The sequence below is a fragment of the Microbulbifer sp. MLAF003 genome, assembly GCF_030012965.1.
In the GTDB taxonomy this organism is placed as follows: domain Bacteria; phylum Pseudomonadota; class Gammaproteobacteria; order Pseudomonadales; family Cellvibrionaceae; genus Microbulbifer; species Microbulbifer variabilis.
This window is the reverse complement of sequence record NZ_CP120232.1, coordinates 2,975,086-3,000,038: the sequence shown is the minus strand read 5'-3', so window position 1 is coordinate 3,000,038 and position 24,953 is coordinate 2,975,086. Positions and strand designations below refer to the sequence as shown.

At 47.0% G+C, this 24,953-nt stretch carries 23 protein-coding genes; 16 read left to right on the top strand and 7 right to left on the bottom strand.

Annotated elements, in window-relative coordinates; genetic code table 11:
* The first annotated feature begins 1 nt into the window (after window position 1).
* The 3 genes from P3339_RS14285 to P3339_RS14275 all read left to right on the top strand — a co-directional run bounded on the left by P3339_RS14285 (window position 2) and on the right by P3339_RS14275 (window position 2,307).
* Window positions 2-490 (top strand): DUF2878 domain-containing protein, encoded by a 489-nt coding sequence (locus tag P3339_RS14285; RefSeq protein WP_282950937.1) that lies wholly within the window; start codon window positions 2-4, stop codon window positions 488-490.
* Window positions 491-546: 56 nt separating this feature from the next.
* Complete coding sequence (locus tag P3339_RS14280) at window positions 547-1,266, top strand: hypothetical protein (protein ID WP_020414998.1); 720 nt, start codon at window positions 547-549, stop codon at window positions 1,264-1,266.
* A 111-nt stretch (window positions 1,267-1,377) separates the two neighbouring features.
* Entirely contained in the window at window positions 1,378-2,307 is a 930-nt protein-coding gene (locus tag P3339_RS14275) for a LysR family transcriptional regulator (RefSeq protein ID WP_282950936.1), read from the top strand.
* On the opposite strand, the gene P3339_RS14270 is transcribed toward P3339_RS14275, so the two are convergent.
* On the bottom strand, window positions 2,300-2,950 hold the full coding sequence (locus P3339_RS14270) for a cytochrome P460 family protein (RefSeq protein WP_282950935.1): 651 nt from the start codon (window positions 2,948-2,950) through the stop codon (window positions 2,300-2,302). The genes P3339_RS14275 and P3339_RS14270 overlap by 8 nt on opposite strands.
* Window positions 2,951-3,343: 393 nt before the next feature.
* Here P3339_RS14270 and P3339_RS14265 point away from each other — a divergent pair, with 393 nt between their 5' ends.
* Both P3339_RS14265 and ahr read left to right on the top strand, forming a co-directional pair.
* Window positions 3,344-3,739, top strand: coding sequence for a hypothetical protein (locus tag P3339_RS14265; protein ID WP_020415001.1), 396 nt, complete (start codon window positions 3,344-3,346; stop codon window positions 3,737-3,739).
* Window positions 3,740-3,904: 165 nt separating this feature from the next.
* Window positions 3,905-4,924, top strand: coding sequence for an NADPH-dependent aldehyde reductase Ahr (gene ahr / locus P3339_RS14260; protein ID WP_020415002.1), 1,020 nt, complete (start codon window positions 3,905-3,907; stop codon window positions 4,922-4,924).
* A 223-nt stretch (window positions 4,925-5,147) separates the two neighbouring features.
* On the opposite strand, the gene P3339_RS14255 is transcribed toward ahr, so the two are convergent.
* The 3 genes from P3339_RS14255 to putA form a co-directional block, all read right to left on the bottom strand.
* On the bottom strand, window positions 5,148-5,636 hold the full coding sequence (locus P3339_RS14255) for an AAA family ATPase (RefSeq protein ID WP_020415003.1): 489 nt from the start codon (window positions 5,634-5,636) through the stop codon (window positions 5,148-5,150).
* 220 nt (window positions 5,637-5,856) lie between these two features.
* On the bottom strand, window positions 5,857-6,726 hold the full coding sequence (locus P3339_RS14250) for a hypothetical protein (protein WP_282950934.1): 870 nt from the start codon (window positions 6,724-6,726) through the stop codon (window positions 5,857-5,859).
* 897 nt (window positions 6,727-7,623) lie between these two features.
* Window positions 7,624-10,770: a bifunctional proline dehydrogenase/L-glutamate gamma-semialdehyde dehydrogenase PutA gene (putA, locus tag P3339_RS14245; RefSeq protein ID WP_282950933.1), complete on the bottom strand. Its 3,147-nt coding sequence runs from the start codon at window positions 10,768-10,770 to the stop codon at window positions 7,624-7,626.
* A 141-nt stretch (window positions 10,771-10,911) separates the two neighbouring features.
* Between putA and P3339_RS14240 the strand changes: the two genes are divergently transcribed.
* The 6 genes from P3339_RS14240 to P3339_RS14215 all read left to right on the top strand — a co-directional run bounded on the left by P3339_RS14240 (window position 10,912) and on the right by P3339_RS14215 (window position 16,880).
* Complete coding sequence (locus P3339_RS14240; RefSeq protein ID WP_020415006.1) at window positions 10,912-11,421, top strand: Lrp/AsnC ligand binding domain-containing protein; 510 nt, start codon at window positions 10,912-10,914, stop codon at window positions 11,419-11,421.
* A 328-nt stretch (window positions 11,422-11,749) separates the two neighbouring features.
* Window positions 11,750-12,904: an acyl-CoA dehydrogenase family protein gene (locus P3339_RS14235; protein ID WP_020415007.1), complete on the top strand. Its 1,155-nt coding sequence runs from the start codon at window positions 11,750-11,752 to the stop codon at window positions 12,902-12,904.
* A 236-nt stretch (window positions 12,905-13,140) separates the two neighbouring features.
* Window positions 13,141-15,156 (top strand): alkyl/aryl-sulfatase, encoded by a 2,016-nt coding sequence (locus P3339_RS14230; RefSeq protein WP_282950932.1) that lies wholly within the window; start codon window positions 13,141-13,143, stop codon window positions 15,154-15,156.
* Window positions 15,156-15,599, top strand: a complete 444-nt coding sequence (locus tag P3339_RS14225; protein ID WP_282950931.1) for an OsmC family protein — start codon at window positions 15,156-15,158, stop codon at window positions 15,597-15,599. The genes P3339_RS14230 and P3339_RS14225 overlap by 1 nt, the downstream gene beginning before the upstream one ends.
* A gap of 46 nt (window positions 15,600-15,645) precedes the next feature.
* Complete coding sequence (locus tag P3339_RS14220) at window positions 15,646-15,825, top strand: hypothetical protein (protein ID WP_282950930.1); 180 nt, start codon at window positions 15,646-15,648, stop codon at window positions 15,823-15,825.
* Window positions 15,816-16,880 carry a phytanoyl-CoA dioxygenase family protein gene (locus tag P3339_RS14215; protein WP_282950929.1) on the top strand — a complete coding sequence of 355 codons (1,065 nt, stop codon included), beginning with the start codon at window positions 15,816-15,818 and terminating at the stop codon, window positions 16,878-16,880. The genes P3339_RS14220 and P3339_RS14215 overlap by 10 nt, the downstream gene beginning before the upstream one ends.
* 228 nt (window positions 16,881-17,108) lie before the next feature.
* On the opposite strand, the gene P3339_RS14210 is transcribed toward P3339_RS14215, so the two are convergent.
* Together P3339_RS14210 and P3339_RS14205 are read right to left on the bottom strand one after the other, a co-directional pair.
* The gene (locus P3339_RS14210) at window positions 17,109-18,317 is read right to left on the bottom strand and encodes a flavin-containing monooxygenase (protein WP_282950928.1); all 1,209 of its coding nucleotides are present in this window, start codon (window positions 18,315-18,317) and stop codon (window positions 17,109-17,111) included.
* A complete protein-coding gene (locus tag P3339_RS14205) occupies window positions 18,259-18,624 on the bottom strand; it encodes an NAD(P)-binding protein (RefSeq protein WP_282950927.1) in 366 nt (121 codons plus the stop codon). Before P3339_RS14205 ends, P3339_RS14210 begins: the two co-directional genes overlap by 59 nt.
* A 116-nt stretch (window positions 18,625-18,740) precedes the next feature.
* Here P3339_RS14205 and P3339_RS14200 point away from each other — a divergent pair, with 116 nt between their 5' ends.
* Window positions 18,741-19,790, top strand: coding sequence for an AraC family transcriptional regulator ligand-binding domain-containing protein (locus P3339_RS14200; protein WP_282950926.1), 1,050 nt, complete (start codon window positions 18,741-18,743; stop codon window positions 19,788-19,790).
* On the opposite strand, the gene P3339_RS14195 is transcribed toward P3339_RS14200, so the two are convergent.
* On the bottom strand, window positions 19,784-21,289 hold the full coding sequence (locus tag P3339_RS14195) for a DUF1254 domain-containing protein (protein WP_020415012.1): 1,506 nt from the start codon (window positions 21,287-21,289) through the stop codon (window positions 19,784-19,786). The genes P3339_RS14200 and P3339_RS14195 overlap by 7 nt on opposite strands.
* A 47-nt stretch (window positions 21,290-21,336) precedes the next feature.
* Between P3339_RS14195 and P3339_RS14190 the strand changes: the two genes are divergently transcribed.
* The 4 genes from P3339_RS14190 (at window position 21,337) to P3339_RS14175 (ending at window position 24,953) form a co-directional block, all read left to right on the top strand.
* Window positions 21,337-21,573, top strand: a complete 237-nt coding sequence (locus tag P3339_RS14190) for a hypothetical protein (RefSeq protein ID WP_282950925.1) — start codon at window positions 21,337-21,339, stop codon at window positions 21,571-21,573.
* 634 nt (window positions 21,574-22,207) lie between these two features.
* Window positions 22,208-23,677 carry a class I adenylate-forming enzyme family protein gene (locus P3339_RS14185; protein WP_282950924.1) on the top strand — a complete coding sequence of 490 codons (1,470 nt, stop codon included), beginning with the start codon at window positions 22,208-22,210 and terminating at the stop codon, window positions 23,675-23,677.
* 128 nt (window positions 23,678-23,805) lie between these two features.
* Complete coding sequence (locus P3339_RS14180) at window positions 23,806-24,753, top strand: type III PLP-dependent enzyme domain-containing protein (protein ID WP_282950923.1); 948 nt, start codon at window positions 23,806-23,808, stop codon at window positions 24,751-24,753.
* Between the two features lie 32 nt (window positions 24,754-24,785).
* Complete coding sequence (locus P3339_RS14175) at window positions 24,786-24,953, top strand: hypothetical protein (protein ID WP_282950922.1); 168 nt, start codon at window positions 24,786-24,788, stop codon at window positions 24,951-24,953.

Sequence of the window (24,953 nt, the reverse complement as noted above, 5' to 3'; positions counted from 1 at the left end):
AATGTGGCGATTTTTCGCCAATGCCATACTGTTTGATATAGCATTGCCCCGCCCCTGGATTGTAGTGCCTTTTACTCTGGTTAATTTGAGTATTCACCTGCTTTTCATAGCAAATCTGCGCAGGGAGCCCCTTTGGTTAGCGGGCATCTTTCTTTTCGGTGTGGGGGTGGACTCTGTGCTTTTCCATATTGGTGTGTTGCGCAATCTCAGTGGTAGCTCCTGGCCGCCGGTCTGGCTGATTTGTCTATGGTTGAACTTTGCTATGACACTGCGTTATAGCCTGGCAGTGCTGCAGCGTAATTTATGGCTGCCTGTCTTACTAGGTGGGATTTTTGGACCTTTCAGTTATTATACCGGCGCTTTACTAAACGGTACCGTGGAACTACACCGGCCCTTATGGCAGTCAGTTATGGTGCTGTCAGTACTATGGGCTGTGATGTTGCCGGTTTTTGTTCGGTTGGCACGTGCTCTGAATACGGCATCCAAATAGTTACTCTGTTGCCTCACTGATGGCCGGGCTAATCAAATATTTCTATGGGGTGAACTATGTTAGAGCTGCTGGCTGCCCTGGCGATATCAATGGCAGGCTGTGGCTATCAAGGCCAGACCTCTGCAACGGGCCTGGCATTCGATCCAGAAAGCCACAGCCTTGAATACTGTGAATATTATCTACCCGCTGAAAATGGCCAGGTACAGGTGCTGTATTTTTCAGCTCAAGGGCAATTGTTTGCTAAAAAGACATTACTGGATCATACCGGTAACCCTCATGGTGGCACGACTATGCCGGAAGTTATACAAACCGACCTTCGCCACGGGGAAGTACGTGAAGTGCGAAGGGAGCAGGGGCAATGGTTGATGCGCTACCGTAAGTCCGGCCAGACAGGTTGGAAGAGTGTAATGCGAGAGCGGGAAAGTATCGATGTGGTAGATGCTGGCTTTGATGTATATGTGCGTGAACACTGGCAGGCATTAGTGCGTGGTGACGTCCTCAAATTCAATTTTGCCTCTCCAATGCATGGGCGGGCAATCAAGCTGAGGGCGCGCAAAGTAGCCTGTAATCAAAACCAGCTGGAGAATACCTGTATCCGTGTGGACGTAGCCCAGCCATTGTTGCGACTGTTTGCCGGCGATCTCGACTTAGTTTATGACAAAGTCAGTCGTAAATTGCTTAGGTTTGAGGGGGTAGTTAATATTCTCGATTCAAGGGCACAGAGCCAACGCTTGAAAATCTTTTACCAGTACCAATCATTAGGCGGATCATTCTAAGTAAAAAGCAGCCGGGTTAATCATCTGTAATGATATATATAACTTAATCCTTGGAGTAGACCCTGCTCTAAGGTGTCACTATTTATTGGTTTAAGGGAGTGTGGCTAGAGAATGGATTTCAAGCAGGTTAGCTATTTTCTTGCGCTGGCAGATACGCTGAACTTTACTCGTGCCGCTGAGCAGTGCCATGTGTCGCAGCCAGCTTTAACCCAAGGTATTAAAAAGTTAGAAGAGGAACTCGGTGGGAATTTAGTACACCGTGAAGGCCGATATATTGAGTTGACAGAGCTAGGCCGTAGTTTACGGAGCAATTTTGAACAAATTGATCATACTCGGCAATTGGTCAACTTAACAGCCCGCGCAATTACAGCTGGGGAATCTGGTGAGCTAAATATTGGGATCATGTGTACCATTGGGCCGCAAGCTCTGGTGGGGATGTTGGGTCAATTTCGATTAAATAATCCTCAGATATCCGTGGTGATTCATGATGTCGCACCACCAGCTCTGGGAGAGCTATTGTTGACAGGTAATCTTGATGCAGTGTTTTGTCTGCCGCAAAGTGTGGCGCATTCACGAATACGCTTCCTGAAATTATTTCAGGAACCGCTGGTTTTGGCTTGTCCTCCAAACCATAATTTTTTAAGCCGAAAGTCTATCTCTATTTCTGATCTTGCCAATCAACCCTATGTTGAGCGTTTACATTGTGAATTCCGTCAGAAAGGCCAAGTGTTCAATAGAGAGCAGGATCTGGAGTTGGATATTGTATTTCGTAGCGAGCGAGAGGACTGGATTCAATGCTTGATTAGAGAGGGAGCAGGAGTCAGTGTGATTCCTCTTTACTCATTAATTAAGCCGGAGCTTGACTACCTCCCAATGACAGACCCACCATTATCTAGAACAGTAGGTCTTGCTACTACCAATAATTCTGTTTTGTCCCCAGCTCTTGAAAAATTTATTGCTGCTACATCTGGGTATGATTGGAGCTCTTTGGAAGCTAAGTGGTCAGATGATATTGTGAAGCTTTCTGCTGAGACTACTTAGCTTCTGGCAGCTTGAGTGGGGAAATCAGTGGCCGATAGAGATCCATAAAGACCATATCTTCTGTGGCATTGGCCATATGGCAGCCTGCGCAGGAAGAGATATCCATTGCTTCTGTACTGGCAGCATATGGGGGAGCATGGTGACCAAAGTTAAAATATCCCCATCCCCTGGACTCTGGAAATCTTGTTGAATCTTTTACAGACACGTCCATGCCGTTAACTTTTCCGGGAAAATAACCGCGACCGGAGGATTCGTAACGCGAACCATCGGCTTCTGTTGCTTTTCCTCCGGTAAGTTGCAGCTCTTTTAACATGATCGTTCCTTCGGGCCATTTACCATGATCCCGATAGTATTGAAAGGCTTCTGGTTGGACATAAACATTATGGTATTCTGGAAAGCTGGCATTGCCCCCGTTTAGTCCATTTGGGGTTATTGGCGAACCAATAAATACCCAGCGGCGAAACTCTTTTGGTTGAATTAACTCCAGTTTATTATCATCTGCCCACTCTGGTTCAATAATAATGTGCTCATAACTATTGGCAAATATTGCAGGGGAGTTTTTATAGTCCTCGCTTGCCGAAGTTATTGAAGAGTAAATAATCGCAGCCACAAAGACTACCTTTTTCAATATGCCGTATTCCATTCTTAGTATCCTTCAACCATTTTCAGGTGTATCACCAATGGATTTTGTGAATCCATCAATTAACTGTGAATATATGGGAGAGTTTAAAAAATGCCCAATAAGCATATGAAAAGTATTAATAAGTGATGCTTATAGTTTGAGAGACTTTTCCTGAGTGTATTTTCTTATGTAGCCAATACGAAAGTGGACGGTCTACCGCGTATGATAAGTTCTACCCTCCGAATGCTTGCTCCTGGAATTAAGGTGAGGTCCGGGTTTTCCTGTCTGCAGGGTCACACTTTTCTCCTCTTTTAGTGCTTCCTCGCTGGCGCCAACTTCAACTGAGAGCTAAACCTAAAGTAGAAATACGTGACAGCACCTCTGTCTCTAAGCACTAGCTGGAAGGGGTATCCGATGAATACTGGTATTACCGCCACTGCTGGACTCTGTATAACACTTCTTATTGGCTGTGCCGCCCAGCCGGAGCAGGTGCCTGGTGCTGGAGGAATTGTGATCGACACCTGGGGTGTCAACATGAATCAATACCAAATGGATCTTTCCGAGTGTAAGGGGATTGCCTACTCCACCTATAGCGATCAGGGCCGACGAGGCTTGGCCGGAGCCGCTGGAGGCGCAGTAGTAGGTGGGGCGCTTGGAGCTATTGTGGGTGATAGTAGCCGAGCCGCAGCAGCAGGAGCTGGTGCCGGAGCACTGGTTGGCGGTCTCTCCGGTGCGGGGAGTGCTGGGGCTGAGGCTGACCAGATCATCAAGAATTGTCTGCGCGGCCGAGGTTACCGCGTACTGAACTAAGTTCTATCACAGGAATTAGCCAGGTTTTCTCGTAGGTCCTCTGAAATTCAGCAACCTCACAGGACTTGGCTTGGGCCGGGAATATCCCGGCTCTTTTTTGTTTGGATGAGCACTGGTTTTCTGTGGTGGGAACCTGAATCAGGTTAACAGTAACGGGAGTACCTTATGCCAGAGAACAGTACCATCAATGCTTATGCAGTAATGGAAGCCGGCGGTCCCTTTCAGCCCTATCAGATAGAGTTGGGTGAGTTGGGCGCGACGGAAGTTGAGCTGGACGTACTCTATTGTGGCGTTTGCCACAGTGACCTCAGTATGATTGATGATGAATGGGGAGTATCCAAATACCCTATGGTTGCGGGCCATGAAGTCATTGGTCGAGTCGTAGCGGCGGGGAGGCAAGCTAGCCATTTTAAGCCTGGCATGGTAGTGGGATTGGGTTGGAATTCTGGTTATTGTGAGACCTGCCACTCATGCCGTTTGGGTAACCACAACCTTTGTGCTGAAGCGCGCTTTACCATTCTGACTAATGGCGGCTTTGCAGATAAGGTCAGGGCTGACATGTGCAGTCTTGTGATTATTCCTGAGGACATCGACTATGTCTCTGCGGGCCCTTTATTGTGTGGTGGAATTACAGTATTCAACCCATTAGTGCAGTTCAACATCAAGCCTACTGATAAAGTTGCAGTAATTGGCATTGGTGGACTAGGGCATTTGGCGCTCATGTTCCTTAATGCCTGGGGTTGTGAAGTAACCGCTTTTACCTCCAGTGAGCATAAAAGAAAAGAAGCACTATCATTGGGGGCCCATAAAACCCTCAACTCCCGTGATCCTGATGAGATCAAGTCTGCTTCAATGAGCTTTGACTTCATTATCTCTACGGTAAATGTCAATCTGGAGTGGGATCTTTATTTGCAAGCGCTAAAGCCTAAGGGGCGTTTACACTTTGTCGGTGCCATTGTAAATCCAATACAGTTTACACTCTTCCCAATGATATTTGGCCAGCGCTCCATCTCCGCATCTCCGGTAGGTAGCCCAGCTACCATGGAAACCATGCTCGACTTTGTCGCTCATCATCAAATCAGGCCCCAGGTGGAAATATTTCCCATGAGCCAGATTGAAGAAGCGTTCAAGCACCTGAAATCTGGCAAGTCTAAGTATCGGATTGTGTTGTCTGGAGAAGGATAGAGTACAGCTGGATAGCTGTAATCAAGTGACTTTCGCTGTGTGGGTCGATATATTGACCATTAAATATGGGGTTTTTTACTGATGCTTTTCATCGATGGAGGTGTGCAGCCCCTAGTAAACTAGTTTCTGTTTAAACCGCGTGTCCAAATTAAGAATTAACGCAACTAAATTAGCTGCTGCTGGTTTTTGCGCGGGTAAAGAAAACGGTGGGATTAGGGCAGGCTCATTTTATATTTTTATTCTCTGCATAAATAGCTTTTTTGCCTTGATAAGTTTTGTAAAATCTCAGGTGAGCTTCATAAGAAAAGGTGTCTGATCTTGCTTTATAATCCTTGATCCAGCGTGTCAGCATATCAAGATTTGAATCCTGTGCCTCTTTGGATTCGTACTTATGTGGCTCCCAGGGTCTATTCCTGGCATTTTCTATACACTGTTCTATGCTGAGATCCATAAATATTATTTCTGTGGATTCTTCTACTAGAAGTTCAAGTAAATCGGTGTAGCATCCTTCTACCACCCAGTTTTCATTTTCCCTTAGAAAAACCTCTATCTTAACTCGGGATTCTTCTAAAGGCATTCTCTGGGGAGGGGAGGTGGGTAGCCATGCCAAAACATCCAAATCCAAATGAGCTAATCCTTTGTTATTTGAAAGATGCTTAGCTAAGGTCGATTTGCCGGAACCAGAGTTTCCAAAAATTAATATTTTGCTCAATTGAAAATTCTATCTCTGTGATGAATAGGGTATTAAAAGGTAGGATCTTTAATGTATATGCTATCAGTAAGTATTGATTAAGGCCACCAGTAGTTGCTCTTTCAAGTGCGCAGATAGTAACAATAAAGCACTGGCCGATCTATACATCGGCCAGTGCTAATATTTAAGTATTGTCTTTCCTGTGCCAGAATTAATCAGCTTTATGGTTGTACAACTGTTGCTATAGGGTATTTCTAGCCAGAACTCCCTTGGTCATAGCTAAATGCTCATGCTGAAGATTATAGTTGATTCCGTTGTTTGGTGAGAAGCCATAATGCTCTGCAAGTGCTGTCACTAGTACGTAGGTATAGAAGTCGCAAATTGATGTGTCGCCACTAAACTTATCTGCTGCTTTTAATAGATCTTGTTTGTTTTCAGTCAGTTGCTGACCAGTTTTTTGAAACTTCATATAATCACGTGTATCACTATACATCCAGGCAATAATAATCGTGTTTCCCACGGCTGTTGGTGCAAAAAGACCCACCACGTTAGAGGCGATCGCCAAAAAATCTCGCCGGATCATTTTATAGTATTCCCTCCAGGATGTGTTCTGTGAGGCCAGGTTAATTCTCAAGCCTTTAAGTGCGATAATTGTTGCCACAACTCCATTGATCTTTGATGAAATATCATTGACGGATGACGCTAACGAAGAGGCTGAAATTGCAAAATTAATACGCCTATCTTTTTTAAGAGCATTGTTTTTATCGATTTCTTTATCTATTTCTTTCGTGAGGAACGCCGTAGAACATAACCGCTGATAATCCACTGCAGCGATCCTAAAGCGGTCTCGTAAGTTATCAAGTTGTGCAATTTGGCTGGCAGGTACTCTCGAAGTCAGGTATTCCCTGAGAAAGGAGTGGATGGCCAGGATGCAGCTCGCTTCACTGTTAAGGTCGTTCCAATAAACTTGTCCATCCGCAGATCGCTCTCGACCAGATTTATAGTTATTGGCGACATCCTTATTAATAATTTTGGTCCAGGCGTCATAGCCTTTGGAGCAAAATTCAATCATCTCTTCTATTTTGGTATTAGTGAAAACGTCTGCACCCATGATTAGTCCCTTTGTCAGGTGGAGAATTTAAAGTGGAAGTCGGCACTCAGTTATATATGATGTTCTGGAAGGCCAGTTATGATGAGCAGCATAGGAGTAGTACCATAATTTGACTCCTATATGTCTTAGCCTTAAGACGGTTTAAAGGCTAACGTGGTTTCTCATGGGAATAGCCAAGGCCCGATAATCAGCTTCTACATTACCATACTTCCCTGATAAACCTATTACTCGCAGGCACATCCCAATGGTACAGCTGATTTTCTATATTTCTTTGCCTTAGATAAATTGGTTTACATAAACTAACCTTCATTGAGCATGGCGTAAGTTGGTACTTGAATACAAAAATCGATTGGCAGATTTTTTGTACGATCGTACGGAATGTGTCTGCTACTCTATTCATTAAGCCAGAAGGCCAGTAGTCTTTTCTAATGGATCTTTTACTGGTAGTTGGGTTTAGTGAGCTTTGTGTTTTTGTCCAGGACTTATGAAGAGTGAAAAAAGATATCTGATTTTCTGAATCAATTTTTTAACGATGCAGCCCGATTAAAAAATTAAAAATTAAGAAATTTTGTTATTTTTAATGTTGAAAAATACAGTATTGGTTTCATGGGTGGGACTCTAAATATCTTATTGTATCCTGCCTGTGAACTTATTAGTGGTGTATTGATGGTCAATTAGAAGTCGATTATTTCAGTGGAAATATGGCATTGCTGAAAGTCTTTATTATATTAAGCAGGGGTGCAGAAACCTAAACGTTTTTAACTGCTAAGATTAAAAAATTAAATTTTACTGGTTTGGCGGAATAGGGTGAGACAGCCGGGAGCAAAAAAGATTTAAAAGTAATTACTTATATGGTGTAGAAAAAGCGGGCTAAGCCCGCTCTCTCATTTTTGAAGATTACTGTCCCAAAGTAAACAGCTGTGTATTGCCACCAGTGGCAACGGTATTGATGGTTTTGGTTTTCTCGGTAGCAAAACGGAATAAATAGTGGGGGCCGCCGGCTTTGAAACCGGTGCCGGAGAGGCCTTGGCCGCCGAATGGGTTCACGCCGACTACTGCACCGACCATATCCCGGTTTACGTAGCAATTCCCTACATTAACCCGTTTGAATACCGCGTCTGCTCGGCCCTCGATGCGGGAGTGCAGGCCGAAGGTAAGGCCGTAGCCGGTGGCGTTAATGCGGCGGATCATGTCTTCAAGTTCTTCCGCTTTAAAGCGTACCACGTGCAGGAAGGGGCCGAAGACTTCGCGCTTTAGTACAGAGAAGTCTTCAATTTCTACAACTTGAGGGCCGAAGAAAGTGCCTGTACCGGGCTTTTTATCTTCATCGAAGGCAAACAGTGTTTTGGACTCTGTGCTCATACGCTCCCGATGGGCTTCCAACATGCCCAGTGCTTTGTCGTCGATTACTGGGCCGATGTCGGTATCCAGCTTGCCGGGATCGCCAAGGGAGAGTTCTTCACAGGCGCCTTTGAGCATATTGAGCAAGTTATCGGCGATTACGTCCTGTACACACAGAATGCGCAGGGCGGAGCAGCGCTGGCCGGCACTTAGGAAGGCGGATTGAATTACGTCATCTACTACCTGCTCGGGCAGGGCAGTGGAATCCACAATCATTACATTCTGCCCACCAGTTTCGGCAATCAATGGAACGATCGGGCCCTCTTTCGCTGCCAGTTGTTGGTTGATCAGGCGAGCGGTCTCGGTGGAACCGGTAAAGGCTACGCCGCCCAAGCGGGGGTCTTCGATCAATAACTTACCTACGGCTGCACCGGTGCCGGTAATCAGGTGTAGTACTTTTGCTGGTACGCCAGCATCGAGCATCAGGCGAACGGCGTGGGCGGCGATTATTGGCGTCTGTTCAGCGGGCTTGGCCAGTACTGCATTGCCAGCCGCCAGTGCGGCAACCACTTGGCCGGTAAAAATAGCCAAGGGGAAATTCCAGGGGCTGATAGCGACGAATACGCCACGGCCGCCTAGGTATAGTTGGTTTTTTTCACCAGTGGGGCCGGGCAGCTCCGTTGGTTCACTGAAATGCTGGCGCGCTGCATTGGCATAGTAGCGGCAGAAATCGACTGCTTCACGTACTTCGCTGATACCATCATTGAGAGTGCGGCCTGCTTCCAGGCAAATAATTGCGGCAAGTTCATTCGTCTTTTTCTCATAGAAATCGGCGATGCGATCGAGAATCGCGGCGCGCTCATTGCCGCCCATACGATCCCAGCCGATCTGTGCTTCAGTCGCAGAGGCGTAGGCTTGCTCAATCAGGTGCTTGTCGGTATTAGCGGTGTGGCCAATGACCTCGCCGGAAGCCGGATTGTAAACTGGCTCTTCGGCTTTACCCATAACACCGTTGATGATTGGGCCCCCGAGGAAATGCTTGCCGCGCTGTTTGTCCAACTCTTCCAACAGCGGCTCTACAGAATTGGGATCGGTCAGCTCGATGCCGTGTGAATTTTTTCGTGGCAGGGCTTCTGCGCCCATATAAATATTCTCCGGAACAGGAATTTGTGGGTGGCGGTATGGGTTACAGGCCTCACTGAGGTCGAGAGTGTCCTGTACCAATGCCTCAATTGGGGTCTCCTCATCCATAAAGCGGTTTACAAATGAGCTGTTTGCGCCGTTCTCGAGGAGTCGGCGAACCAGGTAGGGAAGCAAGTCGCGGTGGGCGCCTACCGGAGCATAAACTCTCACTGGTACGCGTTTGCCGTGTACAGCTTCAATTTGCGCGTAGAGCAGGTGGCCCATGCCATGCAGGCGCTGGAATTCATAGTCAGTGCGTTCACCAGCCATCTCCAGGATCAGGCCTACGGTGTAAGCGTTGTGAGTAGCAAACTGGGGATAGATAGCATCACCGGCATCCAGCAGCCTCTTGGCACACACTTGGTAAGAAAGGTCAGTGTGACACTTGCGGGTATATACCGGGTAATCGGTCAGGCCCATCTGCTGGGCGTGCTTGATTTCGCTATCCCAGTAAGCGCCTTTCACCAAGCGAACCATTAATTTGCGGCCGGTGTCTCGACCAAGGGCGATCAGCCAGTCTGCAACATGGGGAGCCCGTTTTTGGTAAGCCTGCAAAACAAAGCCGAGGCCCTGCCAGTCCTTCAGTTCAGGGTCGCGGGCAAGTGCGTCGAAAATATCCAGGGAGATATCCAGGCGTTCCGCTTCCTCGGCGTCGATATTTAAACCCATATCATATTTGGCGGCAGCAACGCACAGGCACTTTACCTGGGGCAGCAGTTCATCCATGACACGATCGCGTTGCAGTACGCTATAGCGAGGATGAAGGGCAGACAGTTTGATAGAGATCCCGTTAGCTTCGACAACGTCACGTTTGGTGTTGTCGTTACCGATGGCTTCGATAGCCATCATGTATGCATCGTAATAGCGCTGGGCATCGGCCATGGTGCGCGCACCCTCTCCGAGCATATCGAAGGAAAAGCGGGTGCCGGGCAGGTTTTCCTTGGGGCCGCGCTTAAGTGCCTCGTCGATAGTACGACCAAGTACGTACTGTCCCCCCATGATCTTCATGGCCTGCATCATGGAGGTGCGCACCATGGGTTCGCCGATACGGCTGATCAGGCGTTTCATCCAATGGGAAGGGCGCTCGGTGATATCGGGGTCCAGCTCAACCACGCTGCCGGTAAGCATTAGCCCCCAGGTAGAGGCATTCACAAATAGTGAATCTGACTGGCCACGATGGCTGGACCAGTTGCCGGAATGCACTTTCTCAGCGATCAGTTTATCGGCAGTATCAGCATCGGGAACCCGAAGTAGAGACTCCGCCAGGCACATGAGGGCCACCCCTTCTTTGTTCGACAAGCCGAACTGCTGCAGGAAGGCGTCCAGGGTGCCACGCTTACTGCGCTGCTGGCGTGAGTGCCGTACCAGCTCGCGCGAGGTATTCAGAATTTTCTTGCGCAGGGCTTCACTGGGACGCGGTGCGGCCAGGAGCTCACTTACACATTGGTTTTCGTCGGCATGCAAATACTCGCGTGCCTGTTCTCGGGCACTGTGTAGGTCTCCGGCGAAGTTTGTCGACATATCGTCTCCCAAGCTCTATATCTAGGGTCAGAATAAAAAACCGGATTATGTGCGAAAGTGCTTAGAATTAATCGCCATTTTGGCGCCAGTTGTGGTTAAATATCACGCCTAATTGCGTGATTGCCAGTAGGGTATTTTGTAATGTCTCGACAGTTGGAAGATCTTGATCGTATCGATCGCCAAATACTGCGTATCCTGCAACGCCATGGACGACTGCCAAACGTAGAGTTGGCACGCCGGGTTAATCTCAGTCCCACTCCCTGCCTGGAGAGGGTCAAGCGCCTCGAGCGAGAGGGATTTATCCGCGACTATGTAGCGTTGCTGGACCCGCTCAAGGTTCATGCCGGCCTGGTTGTTTACATCCAGGTGACTCTGGCTAATACAGCCACTGAGGCACTGGAAGCCTTTAACCAGCATGTGGCTGGCTTGGAGGAAGTGCAGGAGTGCCATATGGTGGCCGGTGGTTTTGATTACCTCGTAAAGATTCGCATTAAGGATATGCTTGGATACCGCCGTTTTCTCGGAGAGAAGCTGGCTTCAGTGCCGGGAGTACGCGAAACCCATACCTATGTGGTGATGGAGGAGGTGAAAACCGATACTGCCGTAGCGGTGCCGGACCCTGAGCCCAAGACCAAATCAGCCCGGCGCTGAGCCGGAAGCGCGCTTTAGGCGCGTGGTGGTCTGGAACCTATCTGGAACCTATGGGGAGTCGGCCATCGGGCAGATAATCATCAGGTAAGGTTGCCAGAGCTCGGGAAAATGACTCGCCAAAAAACTCCGTACCCGGCATGTGCTCCGTGTTGAGGTAAAACCCAATTGCTTTTCCCCACCGCTACCTTTGCTATTGATTGCGGAATTCATGGTGGAATAGGGCGAATTGGCAACCATTGTCGGTCGGTATTTTATTATCCTCGACATAACTTGTGAGCGGTGTCCCCGCCGCCGAATCAGAATGCGATAACGATAAAGTAGGTAATGTATGGATTTCTCACTGAGCGAAGAGCAGCAGATGATCCAGGACGCAGCACGTCAGTTTGCCGAGAGCGAATTGAAGCCTATAGCTGCGGAACTCGACAATACAGGTAACCGCCCTCTGATACTGGAGAAGCTCAAGGAATTGGCCGAACTGGGTTTTATGGGTATCAATATCGATCCCAATTACGGTGGTACAGGTGCAGGCACGGTGGCTTTTAGTTTGGCGATTACCGAACTGGCACGAGGCTGTGCATCCACTGCAACTACCACCTCGGTTACCAATATGGTGGCTGAAGTTATCCAGGCTGTAGGCAATGAGGACCAGCGCCAGAAGTACCTGCCAAAAATCTGTAGCGGGGAATACGCTGCGGGTTCTTTCTGCCTGACTGAGCCCGGCTCAGGTTCTGATGCTGCAGCTATGCGTACCCGTGCAGTAAAAGACGGCGATGAGTATGTGCTGAATGGCAGCAAATTATTTATCAGTAGTGCTGAATTTGCTGGCATTTTTGTTGTGTGGGCGGTTACCGACCCTGATGCCGCGAAAGGTAAAGGGATTTCCTGCTTCCTGGTTGAAGCGGGCACACCGGGGCTGATTATCGGCAAGGCTGAAGAGAAGATGGGGCAGAAAGCTTCTGTCACCAATGAAGTTTCCTTTGATAATTGCCGCATTCCCGCAAGTAATATGCTGGGTGAGGAAAACCGCGGCTTCCGAATCGCCGCGGGTGAACTTGCTGGTGGTCGTATTGGTATCGGTTCCCTGGCACTGGGAATTGGGTTGGAGGCGATGGATTGCGCCCGCGCTTATATGCACGAGCGCGAGCAGTTTGGTAAAAAACTGGCGCAGTTCCAGGGATTACAGTGGCAGCTGGCAGATAAGTACACTGAGCTCGAAGGTGCGCGCCTGTTGCTGTTACAGGCAGCTTGGCAGAAAGATGCGGGCATGGCTTTTGGCCCCGCGGCGTCCATGGGCAAACTGTTTGCCAGTGAAAAAGCCAATGAAGCTTGTTACTTAGCCCTGCAGATCCATGGTGGGGTCGGATATACCCGCGAGTACCCATTGGAGCGCATGAGCCGCGATGTGCGTATCACCACCATTTATGAGGGCACCAGTGAGATCCAGCGCCTGATCATTGCGCGTCACCTGCTTGATGTGCGTTGATTTAGTGATATAAGACCCAGAGGCTGGCTCTACCCAAATGGAGGAGTCGGCCAGTGGGCTCCATGCTTAAAATTGTCAGCAATCTTCCCTTCGTTACCGAATATCCCATCCTTACTGACAGATCCTACCTATTCTCTACTGGGAAATTCTTTTCCTGTTTTCCGGGAAAATATTTTTCAGAGCTTGTCCGCTAAACAGTACTTGCGGCCATTAAGAGTATCCGATAGCGGGTGAGAATGATGCTTGCTGACCAGGGAATCTCCGCGACTTTTTTAGCTCGCCTGGCATTTATTATATCTCTTCAGTTTTCTGTTTTCACTTATGCCGATCCACCTAATCCGGCGAGTGCTGTCACCCAAAAGGCCAATCAGACAGTTTTAAAAGAGTTACCATTTGATAATCGGCAGGATTTTGAAAATGTAAAACGCGGTTTTATCGCGCCATTACCTGATAATGGCGTAATTAAGACCGAAAAAGGACAGCCTGTCTGGAATCTTGAAGCCTTTCAATTTGCACGGGATAAATCTGCACCAGACAGTGCCAACCCAAGTTTATGGCGACAATTACAGTTGATCTCCGAGGGTGGGCTTTATGAGGTAACTCCGCGAATCTACCAGGTGCGTAGCGCCGATCTCTCAAATATTACGTTTATTGAGGGAGAGACTGGGGTGATCGTAATGGATCCCCTGATCTCGGAAGAAACTGCGAAAGCAGCCTTGAAATTGTACCGGCAGCATCGAGGTAACAAGCCAGTGGTCGCGGTGATTTATACCCACAGTCATGTGGATCATTACGGTGGCGTACGTGGGGTGGTAAATGAGGAAGAGGTAAAGTCTGGAAAAGTTAAAATCTTTGCTCCAAAAGACTTCCTAATTGAAGCGGTCAGTGAAAATGTCTTTGCCGGTAACCATATGGCGCGCCGAGCCAGTTTTATGTACGGTAATTTGATCCCAAAAGACCCTAAAGGTACGTTGGGGGCTGGATTAGGTCTGGAAACCTCTACGGGTACTGTCACTTTAATTGAACCCACCGACACTATTACAAAAACAGGAGAGACTCGAACCATTGATGGTCTGACTTTTGAATTTTTGATGGCACCGGGTTCTGAAGCACCGGCTGAAATGCATTTCTATATTCCCGAGCTAAAGGCAGTAACCGCTGCCGAAAATGCTACCCATACCTTGCATAATCTTTACACGCTTCGCGGGGCCAAGGTGCGCAATGCAAGGGATTGGTCGCGTTATTTAAATGAGACCATTCAGCGCTGGGGAGACAAGGCAGAAGTATTGTTTGCACCGCATCACTGGCCGACCTGGGGGCAGGAAAATGTTGTTAATCACCTAAAGAAACAGCGAGATCTTTATAAATACCTGAATGACCAGACCCTACGCTTGGCCAACCATGGCTATAACATGGTGCAGACTGCTGAGATGATGGAGCTTCCCCCAGAGTTGTCTCAGTATTGGGCCAACCGAGGTTACTACGGTAGCGTTAATCACGATACTCGCGCAGTGTGGAATTATTACCTCGGTTTTTTTGACGGCAACCCCGCGCGTCTTTATCCAATGCCGCCCACTGCTGCCGGCAAGAAGTATGTGCAATATATGGGAGGGGCGGCCAATATCATCAAGCAAGCCAAGAGAGATTATGATGCTGGCGAGTACCGCTGGGTGGCGGAAGTGCTGGATAGACTGGTCTCAGCCGAGCCGAACAACCGTGCTGCAAGAGATTTACTGGCCGATGCCCTGGAGCAAATGGGTTACCAACAGGAAAACGGAACCTGGAGAAACTTCTTCCTCAGCGGCGCTAAAGAGCTGCGGGATGGCATCGAGCGCCTACCGGTGCCGCTAACTGCCAGCGCAGATACTATTCGTAGTATGCCCACCGAGCTGATTTTTGATTATCTGGGGATTCGCTTGAATGGGCCAAGAGCGACAGGCAAAAAAATATCGATCAATATTAATCTTCCAGATATAAAAGAACGCTACTCACTGGTGCTGGAAAATGCAGTGTTGAACTATGGCCCTCCAGTTAATGACCCTCATTCCAGTGTCACAATAAAGCGTGAAGACTTGAATGATATTATCCTTGGTACCGCCACAATTCAGGAGAAGATGGAGGATGGTTCGATAAAAATAGTTGGGGATGTTGGCCAGTTGAAAACTCTTCTCTCCCTTATGGATCGATTTGACTTCTGGTGGAACCTGGTAACCCCAGAGCCTATGGAAAAAATGTCTTCAGGAGACTTCTGATGAGTGGTCCATTGCCAACTGTTGTTACCGTAGAAGAGGCTGGTGCGGATAAATATACGCAGATACTGCACTCGGGTCCCCATCGGTTAATTGCTGATGAGCCGGAGGATTTTGGCGGGCAAAATCGTGGACCAGGCCCTTACGAATATTTACTCATGGGGCTAGGAGCATGTACCAATATCACCGTGCGTATGTATGCAAATATGAAAAATATTCCGTTGGAGCGAATACAGGTCATCCTCTCCCATCGTAAGGTCCACCTAGAGGACGGGAAGGACTGTGAAAAAAGTTCGAAAAAAATTGATGAAATTGTGCGGGATATTACCCTGGAGGGGGAACTGACCGGTGAACAGAGGCAGCGCCTGCTGAAGATTGCTAATCGCTGCCCGGTACATCGGACTTTGACATCATCTATCACAATTCACACCCGGATTAGTTCATAAAGATCTGAAGATGAAGTTGGGAGATGCAATGCATTGAGGAGGTAATGTGAGTAAAAGCACTTTATCAGAAATGCTAAAAGGTTTTGGAAGTTTGGATGATATTGCTGCATCCTACTCGATTGGTTGGAGGCAATCTATTTATGTGTGGTTGGCAGTGATGGTTGTGGTGATTTATAAGATATTTGTGATGCCCTGGAGAAGAAAAAGAAGAATGACTTGTTTGTAGATTTGGATAATTTGAAGAACTTAAAATTGAATATTTCCAGAGATAATATCTCGAATAAGTCTAATGAGAAAGGTCCAGGCGAGTACTTTCTAAATGAGAGTGATCTGAGTTTCTTTGAGAAAAATGGATACCTCCCACCTTTTCGTGTGATTTCTTCAGATGAGGCTGAAGAACTTAAGGGGGAGGCGATGTCCAGTTTTAAAAATGATTTTGACGGGTTCAGCTTTCTTGGAAAGCTAATCCCGGAAATTGAGAAAAAACAAGGTCAGTGGAGTATTGAAAGTGCTGGGTTGTATCAGGCACTTCGAATGAAGTCATTTCGCAATTTGATGCGAAAGCCTCAGATTTCTCAACGTATGGCTAGCTTATTAGGTAAGGAGGTTATCTGCTGGCGCTCACAATTTTTTGATAAGTTGAGAGGTGGGCGGGGTACTATTTGGCATCAAAATGCTACATTCAGGGAGACTGGAAAATATGCTAAGTTGCAGCCCACTAAAGAGACAGATCCTGCAATTATACAATTAAACGCCTGGGTTGCACTCACTGATACTAATCAGGAGAATGGCTGCTTGAGGCTGTTGCCGGGATCTTTTGTCGATGCAAGAATGGATTACTTATATAGTTATGTGTTGGATAATAAGCTTTTTTACATGGCTCTGATTCCACATGCTTTTTCACATTTTTATGTCCTTTTAAAAATAGTACTTTATGGGCAGGTTTTTGATAAAGGAATGTTTGTTTTTTTGACTGCGGTTGAATTACTTGGTGAGGATTACTTTGATCGATTTGATGTGGTAGATATGGAAATGAAGGCAGGGGAGTGTTTGATTTTTTCTTCTTTAAATATGCACGCCTCTTATCCTAATATGAGCAGTAAAGAGGATCGATTTTCCTTCGTTGGGCGATGTACTGCTAATCATGTAAGGGTTGCTCCTTCCGGAAAGGACTTCTATTCAACCGCAGAGGGGTTGATAGAGTACGACTTGCCGGAAGTTTCTAATTTTCAAGTTTATGGGAGGGATAGTTATGGCTATAACAAGATTATGAAAGATTAAATTATGATTTTTAGGCTAGGGCACTAGTGTTTAAATGGGAGAGTTTTTAGGAGTTTAAATTTTACTGTATTGTGGGGAGTTGAAATCCGGTATGGTCTCATCACAGGGTTTTACTTGGTGCGCAGATGAATCTACTTTCCCGGCTAATCTCTTTCTAATTTGTTGTACTTTTTATCTGAGTGAAGACTGATAGAGGTTGGTGTTGAAAGGTCTAGAATGTACTATTTTCTAGATTTTTTTTGTTGAGTGTAGGTCCTCTGGAGGTCTATTTTTATTTGGTTTTTGGGTCTTCTTGGCTAAAAATCGTAGAATGCCATCTTCAATCGGGTTATTCAGTAAAATCTTTATATCTTCTTCATAGTTATTCAATAGGCGCCAAGGATATTTTTTACCTTGACGAGGAAGGGCGCTGTTTCCTCTTTTAACATAGCCGGAATCCAGCTCACTCATTACCGAAACATCCTCAGCGCAGCTCTCCATGTCGGTTGCGCAACAAAAATCATATTCATGTTTATCCATGTAGGCTAGGAGTCGGCAAATATAGCGAGCGGCAATATCTGCTTTTAAAGTCCAGGGTGCGTTAGTATAGCCGAAGATCCAGGACATATTGGGTACACCCTCCATCAGAACCGCTTTATAAGTTAATTTTTTTCTGGCCTCTACAAGATCACCATCCAGGTATAATTCCACTCCACCTAATACTTGTAGGTTTAAGCCGGTAGCAGTGACAATGATATCAGCGTTGAGGTGACGGCCTGATTTAAGCTGTATGCCATTTTCGGTGAGCATTTCGATTTCCTCTGTTTCCATGGAAACCTTGCCGGATTTAATTACCTTAAACAAGTCATCATTTGGTACCGCACAGAGCCTCTGATCCCAGGGATTGTAGCTTGGAGTGAAATGGCGCATATCATAGCCAGTTGGTAATCTCTTGCGAATACCACGCAAGAGCAATTTATGCACAAATTTTGGCCAGCGTTTTGAAGCCTTAAATAGCCAGCGTTGCACTCTGATATTCCGCCAGCGAGCCATTCTAAACACCCAGGCCTTTGGTAGGAATTTCAGTAGTAGGGATGATACTTTGTCAAAGGCTGGTACGGATAATATGTAGCTGGGAGAGCGCTGCAGCATGGTTACATGCTTGGCTTTTTCCGCAAGTGCGGGAACTAGAGTAACCGCTGTTGCTCCACTGCCGATGACAATGATCGTTTTATTACAGTAGTCCAGTTTTTCCGGCCAATGTTGCGGATGGATATAGTCACCCTGAAAATGTTCTGCTCCAGGAAGCTCAGGCAGGTATCCCTGATGATGATCATAGTACCCTGTACAGGAAATCAGGAAACGACAGCTATAGCTGCACCGTTCACCGGTTTTTAAGTTAATTCCGTCGATAACCCAGATTTTTTTCGCTATCCCAATTGGCTTTGGAAAGTTCAATGCCGAAATGAATATGCTCCTTAATGGAATATTTTTCGGCAGTATCGCTGATGTATTGTTGGATAGAGGGGCCATCGGCCAGCACTTTGAGGCCAGGCCAGGGGTGAAAGTCAAAACCAAAACTGAACATATCTGAATCGGAGCGAATTCCTGGATAGCGAAATAAATCCCAGGTTCCACCGACTTGTTCGCGGCGGTCCAGAATGGCAAAACGTTTTGTAGGGCACTCGCGACTGAGGTGGCAGGCTGCGCCAATACCGGAGAGGCCAGCACCGATAATTAGTACGTCAAAATGAAGCGGCTCCAAAATCAATTACCTGGCTGATTGGTAGGTGTTTATAGACTGCGTAGAACCAATGCTGATTTATTGCTACATTGCGACAAAAAATTATCTTGAGGCGCCAGAGGCGTTTTGGAGGGGCAGTGGGAAGCGTAATACGAGCCAGTGTGCTCACGGGATATGGCGAATTAGTGGAGGCTTTGGGTGGTAATACCGCTAGCTATCTCACTGAATTCAATATACCGCAGGATATTGTGGTGTCCGACACTCGTCTCTTGTCCCATGCCGATGTTGCGAGTTTGTTGGAAGTCTCCGCACAGCGATTACAGTGTGAGGACTTTGCGCTGCGCCTTGCCTTTCATCAGGGAGTAGACAGGCTGGGGGGAATCGCTGTGATTGCCTGCAACTCTACAACGCCAAGGGAGGCGGTGGAGGCGGTAGGTAGATTTATGCCTCTGCATAGCCCGGCAACCCAATTGCGTCTGGAGCCTGTAGGCGACGGGCATTGTGAGCGCTTGGTATTTAACTTACTTGACCCAGCTTTGTCACGATTTACCCAAATCCATGAGCAGACATTGGGTAATGCATTGGCAATGTTACGTATGCTGATGGGGGCGGATGCTGCACCACAACGGGTTTTGTTGCCGCACAGTCCGATCTCCAGCAGGCAACGTTATCACGAGTACTTTTCCTGTCTAGTGGAATTCCAGTCGGGCTACTGTGCTATGGAGTTTCCCTCTGACCAGTTGGATAGTCAATTGCCCTCTGCCGATCCCGTGACCAAGCGTTTGGCTACCTGCTATCTGGAGCAGCAATTTTCCTCATCAGCAGCGTCTCTGGGTACCAGAGTGCGGGAACTATTACGGCAGTTGTTGCCAACGGGAAAATATCAGGTGGCGGTGGTTGCTGATCACCTGAGCTTGCACCCCCGCACTCTACAAAGGCGCTTGGCAGATGAAAGTCTGCGTTTTGATAGCTTACTGGATCTGGTGCGTAGGGAGCTGGCGGCAGAGTATCTCTCAGATGCCAGTCTTGCATTGGGGCAGATAACGGGTTTATTAGGATATGCCGAGCAGAGTACTTTCCAGCGCTCCTGTAGGCGTTGGTTTTCCGATACGCCACGCAACCATCGGCGTCGCCTTACTCGTGCGCAAGCTTTAGAGCGTAAAGGTTTGGCTGCTGCAGATCAGTAGTCTGTTAGCTCAACCTCTCCGGGGCGCCAAGTCTTTTCCAGCCAGGGGCCTAATGGGCCATATAGGCGCAAAATAACAAAGAAGCCTTTACCCGGCACTGTCTCCAGCCAGTTGTTTTCAAATCCTTTCGGCGCTACGGGACCGAAAAAAATATCGTAAGAACCATCAGTGTTTTTCTTGATACCTTTGCTCTGGCTGCTTACCGAGGGAAACTCCTGGCTTGTCTTTAGCTGGGAGCGGGTTTGGCTGTCATAAATGTTAACCGCCCAAAATGCATTGACAGGTACATCGGGTGGCAGGTGCAGTTTGTATTTCCTGGCGCCATCAAAGGGCTCTTTGTTTTCGTCGACAAAGGCAATGGCATAGTCAGAACCTTTACCTGGCTCGATGGCTGTCATCGCTGGGCTGACACCGGTGTAAGGGTAGAAGTAGCTAACACGGGCATCACTGTTAATCGTTTTACCATCGGGCCCATTGAAGAAAATATTTTTACCCGGGAAGGCCATCACCCAGGCGCTGTCGGTGCCCGGATAGATTTTGACATCGGATAATGATTTGTCTGTGCGTGGGTACCAGACAATAGATCGGGCGATGCCATTACCGATGCCAACTGCATCGGTCAGTATCTTGATCATGCGTTCATCAGGGCTAAAAGCCTTACCTTTCTCAATGCCGATAGAGGCAAACAAGCCGCGAGTTTCCGGATTTAGCATTCCTATCCATTCGTATTGGATGATCTCATTTAAGTGCTTGTAGAACTTGTAGTTGTTGGGGTGGATGGTGTTGAAGGCCTTGCCAGAGGCGCTAATAAACACCATGCGCGGAGGGTGATTCTTCTTGGAGAGGGGGTAGATCCTCAGTTTGTCTTTAACGCTCTGTACAGCTTCATCCAAGTCCTGGTTGCTGGGAGAGCGCATAAAGACCCATACCCGGTAAGAGCGAGGATATACAGGGAAGTAACCGAAGGGAAGGTTGCCTTTATAGTCGGGTGGCAGGACTAGATATTTTCCTCCCCGACCCTTATCGGGGCCGGAGTTACCTATGTCTTCCGCATAGCGAAACCAGGCATCATTGAATGCGCCCATCACATTCGGTGGTGCGTGTAGAACTGTAGGGCCATCTCTCTTCAGGTCCAGGAAGGCCAGGGTGTAGATGGTGGATGTATTGCCGGTAAGGAACAGGGATTCGGAATTCATTAGTCGATCAAAGATCAGCACTTCATGGGCCGACTTGGCGCCGAGTTCATACCCACCTTTCATGAGTGCATGTACTGATGCTCCCTGAATACCTTTCAGGAAGCTATCTACCGCGCGCATATGGTCCAGATAGTCATATAGCTTTTCAGCTGTCTCAGGGTAAGGTGCGCCGTCGCGAAACTTTAATAAACCGATACTACTCTCGACTTTATCCGGGGTGCTGATGGACTCTATGGTTTCCGGGCCGACGTCTGTGCTAGCAAAAGTAGCGGGTAAGTAAAAGGTAAATAAAAAGAGGGCCATCAAAAACCCACCGTGGATGCAAGGACGTACTTGCTGGAGAGGCAGCCATGACCGGTGGTTCAAATTCTGTTCCTCCATTGGTGAGGTTGCCTTTGAGTAGATTAATGACAGGAAAGGCAATAGCTTCCAATGCTTCATCTGTAAGTTATTTTCCGCGCAGGGAAGCCTTTAGAAGTAAAAAGGTGTCATTTACTGGCGCGTATAAAAGAGAATTTGGCAACTACATATTAGTCGCTTCTACTGATGGACTCTTTGTCAGTTTCAGAAGTGGCGCAAATTTATAACATGTTTTGACAGATGGCGTATTACGTAGAAATTCATGCAGGGACAAGTTGTAAAAACCTGGGAATAACACTCTCATAATATTAATTTCATCAAGAGCTTTGAGCGAATATGTTAAGTGGTCTTTATAATGGTTGATCACTTCCTGATTAAAAATGAATTAAAGGTTGTTCAGGAAAGAAAAATTTTTTGAATGAAAATGTCATTAGTATATGTTTTTTTTGTCAATCGCGGGCAGTTAATCGGCTTGCTAAAGGTAGAGTGGGCAGCCATTTTTTAATTGAAATAATTGCATGAATATTCGGATTTTTTTCTTACTGGAAGATTTGTTGTCATTTTTTGTGGACGAAAAAGATTTAATTTCAGCTCATGTTAATGGTTGGGAACTTTATTCTTGGAGTTCGTTTTGTCTGTTTGTCGCGGATAGACAAAACAAAAAATGTCTAACAATTTTTGACTTTTCTTAATTTCAAGTAGCTGAATAAAAACTTCATCACAGGATTTCAAGATAGTACTTGTCATTATGGAGAGCTAACTTTATAAAATGATCGTCCCATGTAGGTGACCCCGAAAGTTTTTGAAGAGCAACTGGGGAAACCGTAGTTAAAAAATTTAGAATAATTAATTGGACTAAGAATGTTCTCGCTTGCCGACCTGTTCGATAAGGTTGTCGCTAACTCTTGGCATGGAAGCTTGGAAAGCCTGACCGGCGAAAAATTGACCCTCTCACATTGTGAGGAGGCCCTGGCCCTGTTGAAACAGGAGAGTCTAGGTCTCATCAACGGGGATAGGATTGTTGTCAGGGCACACAGCGATATTTTTACTGTAGCCGTTATGCTGGCCGCTTGGCGACTTGGACTGGCCGTAGTGCCAGTTAAAGGTGATGCGAGCGAAGCTGCGGTGCAATCTGTAGCTTCAGACTGTAATGCGAAGGTAATTTTCAAAGATGGTGATGTTGTTTCCCTAGAGACTTATCGCTCAGAGCAGAGACGTTTCGAGTTTTGTGCGCCCCCAGAGGTAACCGGGGTTGATTTGGCACTGATTATTTATACATCTGGTAGCACGGGCAGGCCCAAAGGAATAATGCTCACCCACCAGAATGTGCTGACCTCACTGGAGTCAATCACAGAGTACCTGCGCTTAACTGAGCAGGACAGGATTCTCTGTCTCTCACCTCTATCTTTTGACTACGGTCTATACCAGGTGCTATTTGCCCTCTACAAAGAGTGCACGACGGTCCTCTATGATAAGCCCTTTAATCCAGTTCATGCGTTAAAGGCACTTTCTGAGAATAAAATCACGATATTACCGATCGTTCCTGCCATGGGGGCAGCATTAGTAAAGCTGGTTTCTCTGGTGAAGCCGGATCTTTCACTGCTGAAAAGTATCACCAATACCGGCGGTCACTTATCTGAATATGTGATTCGGGCCTGGAAAGAGTACTGCCCGCAACTCAACGTTTTTTCAATGTATGGACTTACTGAGTGTAAAAGGGCCATGTACCTGGAGCCTGAGCTTTGGGAGGAGAAAATGGGGTCGGTTGGGAAACCGGTTCCCGGTCTGGATGCGCGAATTTTTCAATATGACAGTGACGCAGATAGCTATCGCGAAGTAGCAGAAAACGAAGTCGGTGAGTTGTATGTACGTGGCTCAGCGGTAATGCAGGCTTATTACGATCCGAATGCCCAGGGCGGTGCGACAATTGTGCATGGCCTGTATCGAGATGATAACTGGCTTGCGACAGGCGATTTGTTCAGCAGGGATAATGAAGGGTTTTATTATTTCAAGGGACGTTCCAAAGACCTGATCAAGCAGGCAGGATTCTGCCTTTTCCCTAAAGACCTGGAAAACCTTATTGATGCTTGCCCGCAGGTACACCTCAATGTGGTGATGGGTTCAAAAGATAAATTTCAAAGTGAAATTGCCGTTTGTGTTGTTGAACTGCATGAAAATACGCCGGAAAATCAGCAGCAGTTTAAAGTGTGGTTAAAAGAAAATCTGGATGTTGATTACACACCTCGGGAAATAAAATTTGCTGAGAGCATTCAGTTGACGGCCAATAGTAAAGTGGATAGAAAATTACTGCAGCAAGAGTTTCAGGCCTGAGTTAGAGTTTCTAATTCTGGCTATTTGCAATGATACAAAAATAAAAAGCGCTGAGACTTATTAGTCATCAATACGATTGAAACATAAGCGCATTATAAGAATGACATTGAATTTCTTTAGGGGATACCATGAACGCTTCCTTGGAAAAGCTTGTTGCCCAGCTTGACCAAAATAGACAACAATTTTCAACGCCTTGTTACGTATACTCGATTGAAGATGTTGCTAATAATTATCGCAAGCTAAAGGAACAATTGGGTACATCCCTGATTTACTCGTTGAAGGCAAACAGTTGCCTCGATCTCATTGTACGCTGTGGGCATATTTTTGAGGACGGTATCGAGATCGCCTCTGTGGGGGAATTGAATCTTCTACCGAGAGGTGAGAGTCCCCGTTACATCAATAACCCTTCAGCGGACAAAAGCTTTATTCGGGCCGCCATAGCCAGTAAGTGTACTCTGGTAGTAGATAACCTTTTCCAGTTGGAAATTATCAGAGAGTTTCAGGGCAAGAGGCCGATCAAACCCCTGATATTGCGCCTGAATCCAAGCACACTCGATCAGTTTGTAGAGCCTCCAGTTGGAATCCGGAAAGATCATTTTGGTTTGAGTTGGGAAGATGCAATTCGAGCCCTTGAAATCTGTAAGGAGTATGGCCTGGACGTTGCTGGCTTCCATGTTTTCCGCGGATCATATAGTTTTGCCAAGCTTGCTAACTCTACTGCGCAAGCTGCACTAAAAATTGTAGAGACATTTGAGGATTCTCTAGGCTACCCGCTCTCGCTTGTGAACCTTGGAGGTGGCTTCAATTCGAACTGGGAGGATGAGAATTTTGATTTTAACCAATATCGAAGTCTTCTTTCAGAATTTCCTTCCCATATCAGTATTATCCATGAAAGCGGGCGGGCCATTATGGAGTCTGCTGGCTACTTTGTTACTGAAGTGCGCTATGTGAAGTCGATAGAAGGGCGCCGTTACGGTGTTTGTAACGGGGGATGGCCCAGAATTTTCTATTGGCCAAAACGGAAAGTGCTTTCAAGCGATTCTCGCAACCCCTGGTCTTACGCGAAGGCACTGTAGTTAAACCTGAGGAAGAGGCCGGTAGCTGCTTTTTGGTCGGCACATCCTGTAACAAAGAGGATGTGATCGGTGAGGTTAAAGAGCTTGAGGTAAAGCCTGGAGACCTGGCTATTTTTAGTCATTGTGGTGCTTATAACGCGAGCTATACCGTCGCTCCTTTCCTAAGCCTGCCGTCCGCAAAATCCTACCTGATGGAGTAG